This is a genomic window from Micavibrio aeruginosavorus, assembly GCF_051245535.1.
GTDB lineage: Bacteria > Pseudomonadota > Alphaproteobacteria > Micavibrionales > Micavibrionaceae > Micavibrio > Micavibrio aeruginosavorus_D.
Map to the genome: position 1 here is coordinate 2,140,412 of NZ_CP195303.1, position 16,825 is coordinate 2,157,236.

The following is a 16,825-nucleotide window of genomic DNA, read 5'->3' on the forward strand; positions in this document are numbered from 1 at the left end:
AGCATCTTTTCATGCGATAATAGAAACACTACTCTGGGGGTTCAATTTTAAAGGGTGATGGGTTTTTCCTGCATCTGTCCGTATGTGAAGCCTTAAACTGCGACGCATACGCAAAAACAATAATAAACATGACGGACGCATTCCCCATCATACGCTTACTGCGTAACGGTGCAGCTGCATCGTCTTTGAGTAGAGTATGACCTGGGGCGTTACAATGCGGTGTTGCACCATCTCGTGCCATCAGGGTTGTAACAGGGCGGATAGAAAACCGGCGGCCATTATGGACGTTAAAGAAGTCGAGCGGAACATTGAGGTTGCGGTAAACCTCCTGAAGGCGTTGTCCAACGAACGGCGTTTGATGGTCATTTGCGCCTTGTATCAGGGCGAAAAAAGCGTTGGCGAACTGGAAAAAATCGTCGGCCTGTCGCAATCGGCTTTATCCCAGCATCTGGCGCGCCTGCGCCGCGACGGTTTGGTCAACACGCGCCGTGATGCGCAAACAATCTATTATTCCATGAATGATCGTGCGACGAAGGCCATTCTGGGCACGCTGTACGATATCTACAGCCCGCATATGGGCGACGGGTCTGTGACCTGAGTTTGATCAGGTGTGAAAATCACGCGCCCGTAAAACATTCATCACATCATTGACGCTGAGATCATCCAGCTTGGATCGCTGGATCGTGCGCACCCACGTATATTGCGGGGCGTGACGTTTCGGGTCGCTGGATGCTGAAAACAATACCCATGTCGGGCATCCGGTCGGGGCGATCATATGCACGGGTCCGGTGTCATTGCCAATCACCCCGGCGGCAAAGCGGCCCAGCATCGGCAAATCCGATAAAGCTGTCTGCCCGGTCAGGTCGATCGTCTGTGCGCAATGATCGGTGATGATTTTGGCCAAGGGTTGTTCATCATGCGTGCCAATGACAACCGGGGTCAGGCCCCAGCCGTACAGGCGGCGGGCCAGATCGCCATAATGATCGGCGGGCCAGCGTTTTTCCGGGCGGCTGGGGGCGCATCCCGGCACGATCAGGACATAGGGTTCCGGTATTTTAAACAGATCGCGCAAAGCATCATGGTCGCCGCCCAGCCAATGCAAATCATCGTCGCGGACATTTTCAATCCCGCACAAGGCCAGCATCCGCGCATGGCGCAGGCCGGCGGGTTCGGTGTCCTTGGATGAAATCACATCGCGCCACGTCGCCCCGGCCATGGTGCCGGCCCATTGCGGTTTTGGTTTTGTCATCTGCGACAGGCGGAAATACAGCGCCGTGCGTTGATTGTTTTGCAGGTCATAAACGCGGTTGAATTGCCCGGTTTTGAAAACATTCCGCACGCGCATCCATCCGGCGGGATCAAATTTTTTTGGGCGCTGGTCAATGATGATGTCGTTGAACAGTCCGCTTTGGATCGCCAGCGATTCAAACGGCTGTGTGGTCAGCAATGTGATATGCGCGGCGGCGTGATGTGTGCGAATGGCGCGCATCGCCCCCAGCGCAATAATAAAATCACCCAGAGCGCTGAGCTTTATAACAAGGATACGCTCCGGATAATCCATAAATTCAGGCCTTTATCACTCACTCTGCCGCACGGCGCAGGGCCGCACTGTCAGCGGGGCGGGATTGTTTTTTGGCTTTGGCCGCGGGTTGATTTTTGGGCTGTTTTTTCTTGCCGCTGATCGATGCCGATTTGGTTTTCTTCACTGGCGCAAATTTTTCGGCCAGCAATTCCGAATACACATTCAGCGTATCAAACGCCATGCGTTCCTTGGTGAAGTTCGCCGCAATGTGCGCCATGGCGCGTGTGGCCAGAACCGCGCGTTGCGTGGCGGTCAGGGCCAAGGCCTCGGAAATGGCGCGGGCCAAAGCGGTGGAATCGCCCGGTGGAACCAACCATCCGGTTTCACCGCGCTGGATCGTTTCGCGCACGCCGCCATGGTCGGTGGCCACAACCGGGCGGCCCATGGCTTGTGCCTCAACGGGCACACGGCCAAACCCTTCCGGGTCCGTCGATGCCGATACGACAACGTTGGTCAACATGTACGCGGCGGGCATGTCGGAGCAATGATCGACGATGCGGACGTAGCCTTCCAGTTTACGCGTGCGGATTTCATCTTCCAGTTCCTTGCGGTATTCCACGCGGCCCTGATCCGATCCAATCAGGACACAGAACACGTCATTGCGTTTCAATTGCGCGATGGCGTCGATCAAAACATGGTGACCCTTCAGGCGTGTAATGCGCCCCGGCATCATCACCACATTGGCCCCATCGGGCAGCCGCCATTCGCGGTTGATTTTAATCATGCGTTCGGCGCTGACGGCGGTGGGGTGGAATTTGTCCAGCGCGATGCCGCGATGCACGACGCGGATCACATCATCATCAATCCCGAATGTGGCCTTCAGATAATTGCCAACGTAACGCGACACGGCGATGACGCGTTCGCCCCGTGCGATCGAGCTGTTGTAAAACCGCTTCAATCCCGTCTGGGTTTTGTACGGGGCGTGACAGGTGGTCATGAATTTGGCTTGCGTGCCCATGCAGGCGCGCCATGCGCTCCACGCCGGGGCGCGGCTGCGGGCATGGACGATATCGACATCGTAATGACGGATTAAACGGCGGATGCGTTTAATATTTTTCCACATGACCAGCGGGTGTTTGCTGTGCACCGGTAAATCAATATGCAGCGTTCCGGCGCGCGCCAGTTCCGGCACGCGCGACCCGCCATGGGACACGACAATGGATTTCGCGCCAACATTGTTCAATTCGGCGGCGATGTCGATGCACCCCTGTTCCGCGCCACCCGGCCCTAAAACGGGAATGATCTGCATGACCACGGGGGTTTTCTGGGCGGTAAAGCCACCCGTCATGCTGGACATGGGCATAAGGCCGGTGCCTTTGCGGTCGGGGCTTGTCGATGAATCGGTTGGTGTCATATGGTTCAACTATGATCTCGTGGACGAACGCCCCTCCATTACCGGGGGCGGTTTGAATGCGCCGAATCAATTTAAACTATATTTTTCCTGCCGTCCAAGCCCCCATAAAGGTCATGGAGGGCTATCCCGGAGTGTGCCATGCCCGACTTTCTGATCCGCAGCCAAGGCCCCCGTCTGGCCTATGTCCGCACGGCGGCCCAAGGGCCGGGTACGGCCCTGCCAACGGTGATGTTTCTGGGTGGGTTCCGCTCCGACATGGCGGGGACCAAAGCCACGGATCTGGAAGTCCGCTGCTCCATCCGCGGGCAGGGGTTTTTGCGCTTTGATTACAGTGGTCACGGCACCTCCGCCGGGCGGTTTGACGAGGGCACGATCGAAAGCTGGCGGGATGATGCGCTGGCCGTGCTGGACCGGCTGACCGATGGCCCGGTGGTTCTGGTCGGGTCATCCATGGGTGGATGGATTGCCCTGCTGCTGGCTTTGGCGCGGCCCAACCGTGTCTGTGGCCTGATCGGTCTAGCCACCGCGCCTGATTTCACGCGGCGGATGGTGGATGAATCCTTTGACGATGCCATGCGGTTAAGCCTGCAAACACGGGGGTTTGCCGATGTGCCGACGGAATATAGCGCGGAGCCGTATCGCATCACCCAAGCCTTGATCGATTCCGGCAATCGCGTCTGCCTGCTCGACCGGGACCATGATCTGCCGATCCCTGTGCGTTTGATTCAGGGGCAACGCGATGCGGATGTGCCATGGGAAACGGCGGAACAGATTGCGGCCCGTCTGCCATACGCAGATGTGCGTGTGACCTTGATCCCGGACGGCGATCATCGCCTGTCCCGGCCGCAGGATTTGGATTTGATTGATGGCTGCGTACGCGAACTCTCGGCCGCCGTGGCGCGGCGCGCGGGTGCGTAGGGCCTATTTCCGCTTGTATTTAAAGGCCGTTTTGGAATCACCCGCTTTGCCGACAAATTGACGCTTGGTCGTTTTGGCCGGGATGGACCGGGTCATCAGGCCCTTGGCCCCAACAATCTCCAGCCCTTTGAGCAGCAGGATCAGCGCCAGCGTGCCCAGAAACGGCACACCGGTCACAATCACCGTGCGTTGTTTCAACACGGGCGTGATGGCCTTTTCCCATGTTGTGGGCTCGACACTGTCCTTGGTGATGTCCAGCGAATCCGGGGCATAGGTCTGTAACAACCAGCCCACCTGCGAGAACTTCATCGGCTGGTCATAGTTCTTGTCCTGATAGGTGACATAGGCATCGTGGCCCAAAGCGGCCAAAAACGGGATCGCCAGAATAAAGCACAGGATCTGCAACGCGCGCATGGGAAATATCCGTTGAATATCAAATGGATGGTCGAAATGACTCGATAATTGTACCACGCCCCCCAACACCACGCAAAGCCCGCCTTTTAAACGAAAAGACCCTTGCATTACACGGGTTTGCTGGGGTAGGGTGCCGCCACTAAAACGAGGCAGAGGGCCGTCCGCACGCTTGGTAAAGCGAGGGCCTCCGCTCCGAATGCCCTTTAATGAATGGACAGGTGGCCGAGCGGTTGAAGGCGCACGCCTGGAAAGTGTGTATAGGTTAATAGCCTATCGCGGGTTCGAATCCCGCCCTGTCCGCCATTAAAAACGCCCCCGTTTGGGGGCTTTTTTAATGGCGAATGGGGTGCGGTGAACGAACCCGTGGTTCGACAATTTGCTTAATGAGCGGTAGCGAATTTAGAAAATTGCAACTTTGGCAAGGGCAACGCCCGCCGCCAAAGTAATCCCGCCTTGCCCTATCTCCCACTTCTCCATTCCCACGGAGGCATTGGGTTGTCTTCAGACCATAATCCAACTTTTTTGGATTGAGCCCAGCGTTCTAAGCGATTGAGCTTATTCTGCCTGTCTTGTGGCAAGTGGTCGTAATATCGGCGCATGACCCATGCGTGCCCCAAGGTAACCATCCGCTCATTGACGTTGAGCCACTCATACTTCTGTTCATTCCAAAGATGGATTGTGGCCAGTGTTCTTCCGTGATGATCCATCCCATGGACTTCCAGCCGTACGTTCTTCCGGCTGATCAATTTCATTAAGCCGTATTTCGCAGTGTTTCCCCAATTTTGGCCATCCTCGGGGCAATCGATCGAGTCCAATCGAATGACCGTTTCTTTCCAGCCTTGCGTGACAATGACGGTATCGCCATCAATGACCCATTTCACCCGAGCCAAAGGGAGATCTTGCATACAAGTTTTTAAAACAGATTCGCTTTGCGCATTTTTCCTATGAGCGTCGCGCCGGTCTTCTTGTTGTATGTGATTTCTGTTTCTGGATTGATGCTTGCGCCAGATTGAAAATAGAATGAATTTAATCATATGTGTTCTTGTGTGTGATTATTGACATGAAGTTTTGCTTCTGAGTGGTCAAGGCTTTCAGTTTTTGCGAACTTATTTTAGATATCTCTTTTCCATCTTTTCAAACCGAAAATTGTTGTTTGTGGGATTTGGTGTTCTTGTCTGAAACCCGCAAACAGTCCTATTTGTGAGCACTTGGCGGCACGCCTTTCAATAAAATAATTCATTTTCTCAATGGCTTAGAATGTTCCTTGTGCTGCACCGCAGGGATCGGCTATCAATTCCATCCTGATTTTTAATCCATAACAAAAAACAATTTGGGGCTGGGGAATTCTGCGATGACAGGGACAAATTTTTCCGAAGATATTCAACTCGACGCGAAGGCGATCACGGGCATTCGTGTTTTTGAAAATGAAGACCGCGTGTCCATCTATACCGCCAAGGGCGAGATCTTCCGCGGTTCGAAGGATGCGCTGGGTACGGATATCGAAAGCGCGCTGACGATTTTTCGTGATGCGGGTGCGGAATTATTTCCGTTCCCTGTGTACGGGCCCGAGGGCCGGAATCATATCTACACCAGCTATATTCTGCACCATGCCATCCAGTATGCGCGCGTTGGGGCGTCGCATATGAAGGGCTATAAGCGGGTTGAAATTGGGGTTGATGGCATGCCGGGCGATCATTCCTACGCCATTGGCCAGAAGCAATTGAAACCGTTTTATGACGCGCTTCAGCTTCACCACGGCAGCATGCGCCATTACGAAGCGCCATCCGTTGTGATTGCCGGGAAAGACACCACCTATGTCCATGCGTGGCTTGTGACCCAGATGCATGCGGAACCGGATAATGTCCTGCGCATCAAATTTGGCTCGGGCGCGCATGTTGATTTGCCCGTCTGTGATGGCAAGGCACAGCGCCTCGCCAAGGCCCTCTATAGCGAAAATTTGACGAGCGACATGCTGGGGGCTCACCTGCAGGAGGAAGCCCGGGCGGAAATGCACACCATCATGACGGTATTGGCGGGTGATATTGCGTGCTATACGCCGCATATATTCCAGGTGCCAAACGTTGACCGCGTGACCTATTTGCCCAAGGCCAAAGACGCCTGGTTACAGTGTGCCGATGGTCAGAGTGAAAACAAAAAACTTTTGATCCTGCATGAGCCGCAATCGCACCGCTCAACCTTCCCGCTGTCCATGCAGTTCAATACGGAAGCGGACCGCAAGGCCGCGATCAAAAAGATTTCCAAGGAAATGACGGTGCGGTTCGTGGATGCCAATCCGTCCTGCCACCCTTAAGGGGCGTGGCAGCAACAGATTGAGGAGGGCCAGCATCAATGATGATGCTGGCTTTTTTCTGGTGCGGATTCTGGCGCTGTGCCGTGCATCATGTGATCCATGCCATGCACCATCGACGGGTCGATCTGGACATCGTTCGGATTGCCCTTGTATTTGCCGATGATCGATTCCATCAAATCGATTTCCATTTTCTGATCGCGCAAAATATCTAGCGACATCAGTTTCAGGTAACCGTTATTGGCATGCGGATCGCTCAGATACACATTCGCCATATCCAATGCGCCCTGATGGTGAATGATCATGGCCTTGGCAAAGCGCACATCTTCGGCGGACACGGCACGCGACCCCGCCCACATATCCAGCGGGCCGGGCATGGGGCTGCGCTTAAATTGCTGTTGCTGGGCCAGCCCGCGCGTAGCGATTTGGCCGTGCACGGCGCGATCACCGGTGAAGCTGAAATCATCGATATGGCTTTCAACTTTATCCAGCATGGAAATTTCGAAAGTCTGGTTGTTGATAATGCCGCGCGCCAATTGTTTCAGCGTCGCATTGGCGGCATCCGGGCTGGCCAGATATTGCGTCGACATGGTCAGGGCCCCGGCATGGTGCGGGCGCATCCCGGTGATGAAGGTCATATCCGCCTTCTGGTTGGATGCGGTCATCATGCCGTACCACGGCGTGGTTGCGCGCGGTTTGGATGGGTCGTAATCGGGTTCAACGCTGGCCCAGGCCGATACGGCGAAAACGGCCAGCGTGGCCAGAACGGTGGTTAGGACAATGGCGATACGAATGATGCGAATCATGGTGAAATGGCCCTTCTTTGAAACACCCTCTAGGGGTATTATATACCCCATGGGGGTATTTGTGTCAAGGGGCGGTTACCGCGCCATGGTGGCCACGGTCTTGCGTCGGTCCTGATCCTGCGCCTGTATCAGTTTATAGCTGACATAGTATTTGTAGATGTTGCGGACGTAATTGACCGGTTCCATGCCCACACGGTTGGCCGCGATATGTTCAACATGGCCCAGCCATTTGTTCGGGTCCAATCCGGCCTCTTTGGCTTCGGCGCGCAAGGCCTCAATCCGATCGGGCCCGGCGTTATAGGCGGCGAAGGCGAACAGCGCCCGGTTCTCTTCGTCCAGGCGTGAATCATCCAGATACACATTCATGACGTGGTCCAGATATTTTGTGCCGGCGTGAATATTGTTTTCGATTACCTTGATGTCGCCAACGTCCATTTGTTTTCCTGTGGCGGGCATCACCTGCATCACCCCGATGGCTCCGACGGGGCTGACCGTTTTCTGGTCCAGTCGGGATTCCTGATACCCCTGCGCCATCAACATCAGGTAATTAAAATTATAATTTTGGCCGTAGGTGTGGAATAATTCGACGGTCTCTGCAAACCGCTGGCGGGATTCTTCCTTGTTGGGATTGTCCAATGTTTCGATGCGATGGGCGATTTGCTTGGCGAGGATGCCTGTAATGTCCTGTCCGATCAGGACCTCATCCACGAAGCCGTTGAGAAATTCACCCAGTTGCGGATTGTTCCGGCGATAGGCCCAGCCAATTTCGTCCTTGGACGACAGCACCATCGCGGGGTCTTCATACGCCACGACATTGGGCAATTGCGTGCGCCACATTTCGAACAACCACCCATCAACAACGCTGTAGGGTAGGATGCCGGCATTGACCATGTCCAGCATGTCTTCATCTTCCAGATTATCAGGAAGGCCTTCGGTTTTGACTTTTTTGACGTGGTTGTTGCGAAACCGTTTGTTTAAATTATCCAGCGCCGCGCGATAGGATGTCGCATCATGCGCATACACGGTTTGCCCGGCCAGATCGTCCAGCGTGGTCAGTGGTGGTGCGTCCTTGTGCGCGACAAGGATCATGTTGAATGGCTTGGCGACCGGGTGGGTGAAATTGACGATTTTCTTGCGTTTTGGCGTGATGGTGATGTTGCCAAGCGCAATGTCGCCCTTGCCCGCGTTTAAATCGGCCAGTAATTTTTCGCGCGGTGTGGCGATCAACGCGACAGTAATGGGTGGCTCGCCTTTCTTGTGCAGTTTTTGCGATACGTATTTGGAAAATTCCTGCACCGTGCGAACAGACAGCCCGTCTTCCTTGCCCATGTCGACCGTGTAGAGCGTGCGGCTATAAGGGACCAGCACACGGATGAGCCTGCGCTCAACCATAGCGTCCAGATCGCCTTTATGTGGTTTGATATCGACGGACAATTGCCGAACGGTGGGTGTTGCATCGTCCTGAGCGCGGCCCGGCTGTGAAATGACGAGAGCGCACAGAGCAATCAGGAAACACAAAAAACTCAGAAGGTGGCGACACATAGACAGATTCCTTCTTTCGAACGCTTTGGAAGAAGTATCGCACGGGCGGTTAAGGAAGCTGTAAATGCCTGAATTTGTCTATGTTCCCAGTGTGTTGGTTGGTGGTTAGCTCAAGATGGGGACGTTGATGTTGTCTTGATTGATCAGGTCTTGAACCCATTGGTGCCGCCAATAATGGTGGCGAAGTGAAGGAAACCATACAGTTCGTCGGCAAAAAACGCATCGTTCGCGTAGCCCGCTATACCCACTCCAAAGTATATTATAAGAACAACATGTTCTATCTTCACTCTAAGATGAGATAATAAAAATTTGGCGAAAATTCGCGTGTTTTAAGGGACAGGCTGGGACGTGCTATCACTCCTTCACATCCGCAATCGCTTTGCGGCGTTCTTCCTCCTGCGCCTGAATGAGCTTGTAACTGACATAGTATTTGTAAATGTTGCGGACGTAGTTCACTGGCTCCATCCCGACGCGCTTGGCCGCGATATGCTCGACATTGCCCAGCCATTTGTTCGGGTTCAATCCGGCCTTCTTGGCTTCTTCGCGCAACTTCTGAATCCGGTTGGGTCCGGCGTTATACGCGGCGAAGGCGAACAGGGCTCGGTTTTGTTCGTCCAGTTGTGAATCATCCAGATACACCTCCATCACGTGATCCAGATATTTTGTTCCGGCGTGAATGTTGTTTTCAACCATCTTGATGTCGCCGACTTCCATCTGTTTTCCGGTTGCGGGCATCACCTGCATAATGCCGATGGCGCCGACATGGCTGACGGTTTTCTGGTCCAGGCGGGATTCCTGATACCCTTGTGCCATCAGCATCAGATAATCGAAATTGTAATTTTCACCGTATTTGCGGAATGTTTCGACCGTGTCCTGGAACCGCTTACGGGCGGCTTCCTTGTTCGGGTTGTCCAGTGTCTGGATCCGGTTGGCGATTTGTTTGGCGATGATGTTGGTGATGCCCTGTTTAATCAGCACATCATCCACGAACCCATTGAGAAATTCGCCCAGCTTCGGGTTCTTCTTGCGATACGCCCATCCAACATTGTTGTTCGCGGATAAGATCATGGCGGGATCTTCGTAGGCCACGACATCGGGTAATTGTTCACGCCACATATCGAACAACCACGAATCCACGACGCTGTATTCCAGGATGCCCGCATTGACCATATCCAGCTTGTCCTCATCCTCCAGATTGTCGGGCAGCTCTTCGATTTTGACTTTCTTCAAACCGTTCTTGCGCAGTTGTTTGTTCAGCTCCTCCAGCATGGCGTGATAGGACGTGATTTCACGCACATAAACGGTTTTTCCGGCCAGATCATTCAATGTTGTCAGCGGCGGCGCATCCTTGTGCGCCACGATGATCATGTTAAAGGGTTTGGAAACGGGGTGGGTGAAATTCACGTCCTTTTGCCGCTCCGGTGTAATGGTGATGTTGCCAAGCGCAATATCGCCCTTGCCCGCATTCAGATCATCCAGCAACCGCTCGCGCGGCGTGGCGATCAATGCCACGGTGACGGGGGGCTGGCCTTTTTTGTTCAGCTTCTGTGATACATATTTGGAAAATTCCTGCACGGCCCGGACGGACATCCCATCTTCCTTGCCCATGTCCACGGTGTACAATGTGCGGCTATAGGGGACCAGAACGCGGATGATTGTGGCTTTCGTCATATCATCCAAATCACCTGTGCGTTGCTCTAGTTCCATGGATAATTGCCGCCCCACGGCATCGTCTTGGGCGCGGGCCGTGTGTGTGATGGCGATGGTGAACAGGGAAACCAGAACACAGAGAATAAAGCGCATGGGGCTCAAATCCTTCTTTTGACCTATTCAAAAGAAGTACCATGGGCGTGGTTAATATAAGGCAAAAATGCTGATTTTCCGCGGGTTTCTGGGGTGCTCCGACGGCCCCCCATCCACCAGTATGCTGCTTGGATCGAAGGGTCAGGCCACAGGCTGGAAGGTGCCGTCCGCCTGTAATGTTTCCAACACGCCTGATTCAATCGCATACCACGCGCCATGCAGGCTCAACGTGCCCGCGGCCACGCGATCGGCAATCCATGGGAAGGTCATTAAATTGTCGAGCGAGAGTTTGATGACTTCATGCTCACAACACGTCTGGCGCATTTCGGCATTGTGAATATCATTCGTTTTGTTGCGTGCGGATTCGGCCATGCTCATCCACGGGGCGACGAAATCCTGCGCATGCGCCGGGGCCCCGTTCAGCAAAGCACTGACGCCACCGCACATGCCGTGGCCCAGCACGATCACGTGCGGAATTTCCAACACGCGCACGCCAAATTCCAATGCGGCGCTGGTGCCGTGATAGGCGCTGTCCGGGGCGTAGGGTGGAACCAGATTGGCGACATTGCGCACGATCAAAATTTCACCGGGACCACAATCGAAAATCATCGTTGGGTCGACGCGGCTGTCGACGCACGAAATGATCAGGGCCTGCGGCTTTTGCCCGCGTTCGGCCAACTGGCGGAAAATGCGCTTACGCTCCGGCCACCCGGTTTCACGGAAACGGCGATATCCTTCAATCAACTGGTCCATCGGTGTGTCTCCTCATGCTTGCGGGCGCAGTCTAAAACGCCCGGCGGCGGGCATCAAGCGTGGGGTTTTGTTTCCAGCTAACGGCATGATTTTAAAAAGATAAACGGTTGTCTACCTTGTCGCGATGGCCTCAACAATGGCCTTAAATCCGCCATAGGCCATGCGGCTCACATCGAAGGGCATATTATCTGGCGTACACATCTCATTGATGCGGGGATCTGCCATGACTTTGGCATTCACCGCGTCGCGGACTTCGCGGGATGAATAGACGATAAAGGCGAACACGGGCACCTCATCAGTCTTCAGCGCCATGGTGTTGGGAAATGTTGCACACGGGCCTTTTTCATCCAAATCTTCGCCAACGCATTCCATATATTGCAACGCGCCGTGATCAATCCAGATCGCCGACGCCTTTTGTGCCATCGCGCGATATTCGTCCAGCTTTGCGGCGGGTACGGGTAACAAAAATCCATCGACATACGTCATAATAATATCTCCATCTTATTAAAAGCTCATCATGATCGACGTGTTTATAGACAGGCGTCAAGGGCTTCCTGTATTCATAGGCGGATGACACAGACACAAAAACATATCGCCATCATTGGTGGCGGCCCGGCGGGGTTGTTTGCGGCGGAGTATCTGGCGGGGGCTGGGTATGAGGTGCATGTGTATGAGCATAAGCCGACACTGGCGCGGAAGTTTTTGATGGCGGGGCGCGGTGGGTTGAATTTGACCCATTCCGAGGATCTGGAATCATTCATTGCGCGGTATGGCGCGGCGGGTGATTGGGTGGGGCCGATGGTGCGGGCTTTTCCGCCATCCGATCTGCGCGACTGGTGCGAAGGGTTGGGCGAGGCGACCTTTGTCGGGTCCAGCGGGCGTGTGTTTCCGCGTAGTTTCAAGGCCTCCCCCTTGCTGCGCGCGTGGCAAATGCGGCTGGATGGGTTGGGTGTGACATTCCATTTCAACTATCACTGGGCCGGATGGGATGCGGATGGGGCGCTGGTTTTTACCGACAAAAGCGGTGCCACAATTGCTGTGCGTAGTGATGCGACCTTGCTGGCCTTGGGGGGCGCGTCGTGGCCGAAACTGGGGTCGGATGCGGGGTGGGTTGATTGGGTCCGTGGACGCGGTGTGACGATAACACCGTTTAAACCGGCCAATTCCGGCTTTACGCATCCATGGTCGGATCATTTCGCGGATCGTTTCGCGGGCCAGCCCTTGAAATCCATCACCCTGACCCACAATAAACGCAGCGTCCCCGGCGAAATGATGATCGCCGCCAAACAAAGCGAGCGCGGTGTTGAGGGCGGCGTGATCTATGCGCTGTCATCATCGATCCGCGATGCGGTGGAGCGGGATGGGCAAACAATGACGCATATTGATTTGCGCCCCGGTGTTGCGCTGGATGATCTGGCGCGGCGGTTGTCGGTTCCGCGCGGGCGCGCATCGTTTTCAACGCATGTGAAGAAGGCGGGCGGGTTGTCGCCGATTGCCACGTCCTTGCTGCGCGAACTGGGGGGTGAGGAGGTCGGTGAATTATCGCCGATCATGCTGGCCAGTTTGATCAAGGCGTTACCGTTGCCGTTGTCGGCGCCGTTTGGGCTTAACCGTTCGATTTCATCGGCGGGGGGAATTGCCCGGGATGCGGTGCATGATGACTTGATGCTGCGCGCATTGCCGGGGGTGTTTGTGGCCGGTGAAATGCTGGATTGGGAAGCGCCGACGGGCGGGTATTTGTTGCAAGCCACCTTCGCCACGGCGCTGCACGCCGCGCACGGGATTGAAAACTTTCTGAAATCGTCTGATTAAGCGGGGCTGTGCGCCAGTTCGGCGGTCGCCATGTGCTGCTTGTTGCGCCAGTGGTAATACAAACCCGTGCCAATATTGGCGATGGCGATAGAGCCAAACACGCCAATCACGCCAAAGAAATGGTTGCCGATCATGGCCAACGGAATTTGCACAATAATCATCTTCATGGCGATCATCGCCGCCGATCGTTGCGGCAGGCCAATGGCATTAAACGCGCTGGACCAACCGGGCACGAGGTTTCCAGCGGCATAGCTGAACGGCACGATCAGGAAATACAGCGCCGTCAGCCGCACAGTTTCCGCATCGGTCGAGAATAATCCAGCCAGCGGATACGCGCCCAGCATCAAAACAACGGCCACAGCCACCGACCACAGCACACAGAACCGGATCGCCAGACGCAGTGTTTCATGCACGCGGTCAAACCGCTTGGCACCCCAATTTTGGCCCAGAATGGGCGACATGCCGGTGGCCAGCGCCATGATGACGATAAAGGCAAAGGCTTCGACCCGCGTGGCCACGCCAAAGGCCGCAACGGCGTGCGTGCCGCTTTGCGCCAGAATGGCGGTTAAAACACCGCTGGTCATCGGTTGGATCGTGCTGGTGATGCCGGCAGGCAGGGCGACGAACAGCAGGCGGCGGGCCGAGTCACCGAATTGATCGAGGTGCAGGCCGTCTTGGAAAATAATGCGTTTTTTGAATTTCAAAATCCAGATCGCAACCCCCATCGACAGGGCATAGGCGATAATGGTGGCCAAAGCCGCGCCATGCATTTCCATGCGCGGAAAACCAAACAGGCCAAAGATCAAGACCGGGTCCAGCACGACCAGAAACGCCGTGGTGCCCATCATGATCAGCGCCGGGGTCAGCGTATCGCCCGTGGCGCGAATGGCGGAATTTCCAACCATCGGCACGGTGATAAACACAATACCCGCAAACCACAGCCCCATATAATCCAGCACCATCGGCATCATATCGTCCGTGGCGCCCATGGCGCGGAACAGTGGGTCCATGATGGCATGCCCGATCAAGGCCATGATCACGCCCGCGATGACGGCCAGAATCAAACCATGGCTGGACAGGCGCACGACGGTATCGTGATTGCCCTCACCAATCGCGCGCGACACGACGGACGATGTGCCGATGCCCAGACCGATGATCAGGCTGATCATCGTCATGGTGACGGGGAAGGTGAAGCTGATCGCGGCCAGATGGGCGGGGCCGAGCATCGAAATATAAAACGTGTTGACCAGTTGCGAGGCGACGATGGCCAAAATGCCCCAGATCATCGGCACCGACAGACGCACCAGATGGGATTGCACCGACCCATTGGTCAAATCGCCGTGACGACCCCGCCCGTGAAGGGGGTTGCCGGATGAGGACGGAACGGTTTGGTCGGTTGTGTCGGTGTCTGAACGCATGATGGACCTTATATCTGCCTGTTACCGCGGCGCGTCAAGCTTTTGGGCGCTTTTTGGCAAGGGGACGCCGGGGGCATTGGAGGGGTAAAAACGCTATCGGATCAATACGAAAGGATAGTTTAGTAAGCCTTTACATAAAACTTTAACCGATTCTGCGCTATTCTTAACCATCGGTGCGCCCAGTCGGGGGATGAGGGTGCCATCGTATGATCCACCCGGTCTTACGCCCAGTCTTTGGTCGGACCGCAAAAAAAGTGGACATGAGTGTGTGCGGGGGCGAAAGCGTCGGGTATGGCGGATACAGTTATTACGGGTACAGCCAGTGGGGATTTCATGGTGATGCAGGGTGACCTGCAACAGATGACCATGACTCTGACCAACCCCTACACCGGTGAAACCGTCAGCATCAACGATGTGTACAAGGTGAACGACGCGGCCTATGACGGGCTGGGCGGCACCGACGCCCTGTTGATGAGCGAGCATGGCGACATGTTGCTGATCAAAGACGCCGACGGTGACCAGACACTGAAAAACGTCGAACAGATTATCGCCGGTGATGGCGGCGACGTCATCGTTCTGGCCGATGCAGAAATCCAATATGGCAACGTGGCGATTGATGGTGGTGGAGCGGGTGATATCATCTGGTCCAACAACGGCAATGACACGATTTTCGCGCTGGATGGCAATGATATTGTCGATGGCGGTGGCGGCCTTGATAAAATCTACGGCGGCTGGGGCAGTGATTATCTGCGCGGCGGAAATGGCGATGATATAATCTATGGCGGCAGCAAGAACGATTCAGAATCCGATTATCACACCGTCTCCACCTACGAAAAATTCTTTACGGTTCCGCACAGTTTCCCGACTCTGAACGAAGGGGTGCAGATTACACCGGATCAACAAGGGTATCTGGGCCATCCGCCCGGCGAAACCATCGTGACCTTCACCACCACGGCCACGCTGAAATTCGTATCCACCGATGCGGGCTATAAAAACACGGTCGGTGTCTATACCGTTGACCCGGACGGGACCATCCGCAATGCCGATTTCGCGTTTATGAACGCCCGGGCCACGGCATCGGGCACGGCGCATGAATTTGAAATTTCCGGCGCGGTGGGTGTGCAAATCGGCCTGTTCATGATTGCCAACGGCTACAACGCCAATGCCGGGTATGGCAGCATTGACATGAACACCGGCACGCTGAATTTTTATTACAATTTCGGGCAAGCGGATCAGCGTCTGGCCAAGGTCACCGATGATGGTGATAACGTCACCCTGATCTGGAGCGATGGGACGACGGACAAGCTGATCGCGGGCACCATCTATCATTCCTCCGCCAGTGACGGGTCCAGTTCATTGAACCGTGATGATAATATTCACGTGATTACGGGTTTGGCCAATGCGGGGGATAACACCACGCTGCGTTTGGGGTTCGAGGATCAAGACCATCTGGGTGATGCCGATTTCAACGACGTGATCGTCGATCTGCAGGTGGAAACGCAAGTGGTTGAAACCATCCTGCGCCCCGATGATGATATTTTGTATGGCGATGCCGGGAATGACACGCTGTATGGCGGGTTTGGTAATGACGTATTGAATGGCGGCACCGGATCGGACCATTTGTATGGCGGTCAGGGTGCGGACACATTCGTGTTCGACAACATGGATGGGTTTGTCGACACCGTCCATGATTTCAAGGCCGTTGATGGCGATGTGCTGGATATTTCCGACATCCTGTCCGGTTATGATGGCGGGGTCGACGATATAACGGATTTCCTGAAGTTTGTGCAAAACGGATCCAACGTGGATCTGTATGTCAACGCCGATGGGGATAGTGGTGGCGCGTTTGACCGCGTGGCCATCATTGTCGGCGGTGTTGGCGGCGCCAGCGTTCAGGATTTGCTGGATGGTGGGGCCATCGTGGCCGCCCAGACGGCAGTGTAATCAACGTGGGATGACCGGTTTTTATATCCGGAGGGCGCAAAGGGGAAGCATCCGGTCATTGTGTGCAACGACAATCAGCGAACCGCGATGGGGAGGTAAGGGGCCCCATCGCGGTTTTTTGTGGGCGCGGTTTTTTATTGGCGCGGTTTTTGATTCAGGGATTGCGGCGCA

The 16,825-nt window shown here is 55.1% G+C and carries 15 protein-coding genes and 1 tRNA gene; 6 read left to right on the top strand and 10 right to left on the bottom strand.

Going from position 1 to position 16,825, the window contains the following annotated elements; translation table 11 throughout:
* Positions 1 to 280 precede the first annotated feature (280 nt).
* Positions 281 to 598 carry an ArsR/SmtB family transcription factor gene (locus tag ACSC94_RS10370; RefSeq protein ID WP_014101648.1) on the top strand — a complete coding sequence of 106 codons (318 nt, stop codon included), beginning with the start codon at positions 281 to 283 and terminating at the stop codon, positions 596 to 598.
* Positions 599 to 604: 6 nt separating this feature from the next.
* On the opposite strand, the gene ACSC94_RS10375 is transcribed toward ACSC94_RS10370, so the two are convergent.
* Both ACSC94_RS10375 and ACSC94_RS10380 read right to left on the bottom strand, forming a co-directional pair.
* Positions 605 to 1,561 (bottom strand): glycosyltransferase family 9 protein, encoded by a 957-nt coding sequence (locus tag ACSC94_RS10375; RefSeq protein ID WP_435640765.1) that lies wholly within the window; start codon positions 1,559 to 1,561, stop codon positions 605 to 607.
* A 19-nt stretch (positions 1,562 to 1,580) separates the two neighbouring features.
* Positions 1,581 to 2,885 (bottom strand): glycosyltransferase family 4 protein, encoded by a 1,305-nt coding sequence (locus ACSC94_RS10380; RefSeq protein WP_435642173.1) that lies wholly within the window; start codon positions 2,883 to 2,885, stop codon positions 1,581 to 1,583.
* Between the two features lie 189 nt (positions 2,886 to 3,074).
* On the opposite strand from ACSC94_RS10380, the gene ACSC94_RS10385 reads away from it, so the two are divergent.
* Positions 3,075 to 3,854 (top strand): alpha/beta fold hydrolase, encoded by a 780-nt coding sequence (locus tag ACSC94_RS10385; protein WP_435640766.1) that lies wholly within the window; start codon positions 3,075 to 3,077, stop codon positions 3,852 to 3,854.
* Positions 3,855 to 3,857: 3 nt separating this feature from the next.
* On the opposite strand, the gene ACSC94_RS10390 is transcribed toward ACSC94_RS10385, so the two are convergent.
* Complete coding sequence (locus tag ACSC94_RS10390) at positions 3,858 to 4,268, bottom strand: hypothetical protein (protein ID WP_435640767.1); 411 nt, start codon at positions 4,266 to 4,268, stop codon at positions 3,858 to 3,860.
* Between the two features lie 212 nt (positions 4,269 to 4,480).
* On the opposite strand from ACSC94_RS10390, the gene ACSC94_RS10395 reads away from it, so the two are divergent.
* Positions 4,481 to 4,571, top strand: a tRNA-Ser gene (locus ACSC94_RS10395).
* Positions 4,572 to 4,726: 155 nt separating this feature from the next.
* Here the strand turns inward: ACSC94_RS10395 and ACSC94_RS10400 are convergent.
* Positions 4,727 to 5,302, bottom strand: coding sequence for a thermonuclease family protein (locus ACSC94_RS10400; RefSeq protein WP_435640768.1), 576 nt, complete (start codon positions 5,300 to 5,302; stop codon positions 4,727 to 4,729).
* Positions 5,303 to 5,619: 317 nt separating this feature from the next.
* Between ACSC94_RS10400 and ACSC94_RS10405 the strand changes: the two genes are divergently transcribed.
* Positions 5,620 to 6,579, top strand: a complete 960-nt coding sequence (locus tag ACSC94_RS10405; protein WP_435640769.1) for a hypothetical protein — start codon at positions 5,620 to 5,622, stop codon at positions 6,577 to 6,579.
* 35 nt (positions 6,580 to 6,614) lie between these two features.
* On the opposite strand, the gene ACSC94_RS10410 is transcribed toward ACSC94_RS10405, so the two are convergent.
* The 5 genes from ACSC94_RS10410 to ACSC94_RS10430 form a co-directional block, all read right to left on the bottom strand.
* On the bottom strand, positions 6,615 to 7,382 hold the full coding sequence (locus tag ACSC94_RS10410; RefSeq protein WP_435640770.1) for a DUF305 domain-containing protein: 768 nt from the start codon (positions 7,380 to 7,382) through the stop codon (positions 6,615 to 6,617).
* A gap of 75 nt (positions 7,383 to 7,457) precedes the next feature.
* Positions 7,458 to 8,924 (bottom strand): transglycosylase SLT domain-containing protein, encoded by a 1,467-nt coding sequence (locus ACSC94_RS10415; RefSeq protein ID WP_435640771.1) that lies wholly within the window; start codon positions 8,922 to 8,924, stop codon positions 7,458 to 7,460.
* 354 nt (positions 8,925 to 9,278) lie between these two features.
* Positions 9,279 to 10,727, bottom strand: coding sequence for a transglycosylase SLT domain-containing protein (locus ACSC94_RS10420; protein WP_435640772.1), 1,449 nt, complete (start codon positions 10,725 to 10,727; stop codon positions 9,279 to 9,281).
* Between the two features lie 141 nt (positions 10,728 to 10,868).
* A complete protein-coding gene (locus ACSC94_RS10425) occupies positions 10,869 to 11,480 on the bottom strand; it encodes a carbonic anhydrase (protein ID WP_435640773.1) in 612 nt (203 codons plus the stop codon).
* Between the two features lie 111 nt (positions 11,481 to 11,591).
* Entirely contained in the window at positions 11,592 to 11,966 is a 375-nt protein-coding gene (locus ACSC94_RS10430) for a DUF1428 domain-containing protein (protein WP_435640774.1), read from the bottom strand.
* An 84-nt stretch (positions 11,967 to 12,050) separates the two neighbouring features.
* On the opposite strand from ACSC94_RS10430, the gene ACSC94_RS10435 reads away from it, so the two are divergent.
* Positions 12,051 to 13,292: an NAD(P)/FAD-dependent oxidoreductase gene (locus ACSC94_RS10435; protein WP_435640775.1), complete on the top strand. Its 1,242-nt coding sequence runs from the start codon at positions 12,051 to 12,053 to the stop codon at positions 13,290 to 13,292.
* On the opposite strand, the gene ACSC94_RS10440 is transcribed toward ACSC94_RS10435, so the two are convergent.
* Positions 13,289 to 14,710 (bottom strand): MATE family efflux transporter, encoded by a 1,422-nt coding sequence (locus ACSC94_RS10440; protein ID WP_435640776.1) that lies wholly within the window; start codon positions 14,708 to 14,710, stop codon positions 13,289 to 13,291. The two genes, ACSC94_RS10435 and ACSC94_RS10440, sit on opposite strands and share 4 nt — an antisense overlap.
* 291 nt (positions 14,711 to 15,001) lie before the next feature.
* On the opposite strand from ACSC94_RS10440, the gene ACSC94_RS10445 reads away from it, so the two are divergent.
* Positions 15,002 to 16,654, top strand: coding sequence for a calcium-binding protein (locus ACSC94_RS10445; RefSeq protein WP_435640777.1), 1,653 nt, complete (start codon positions 15,002 to 15,004; stop codon positions 16,652 to 16,654).
* Positions 16,655 to 16,825 lie beyond the last annotated feature (171 nt).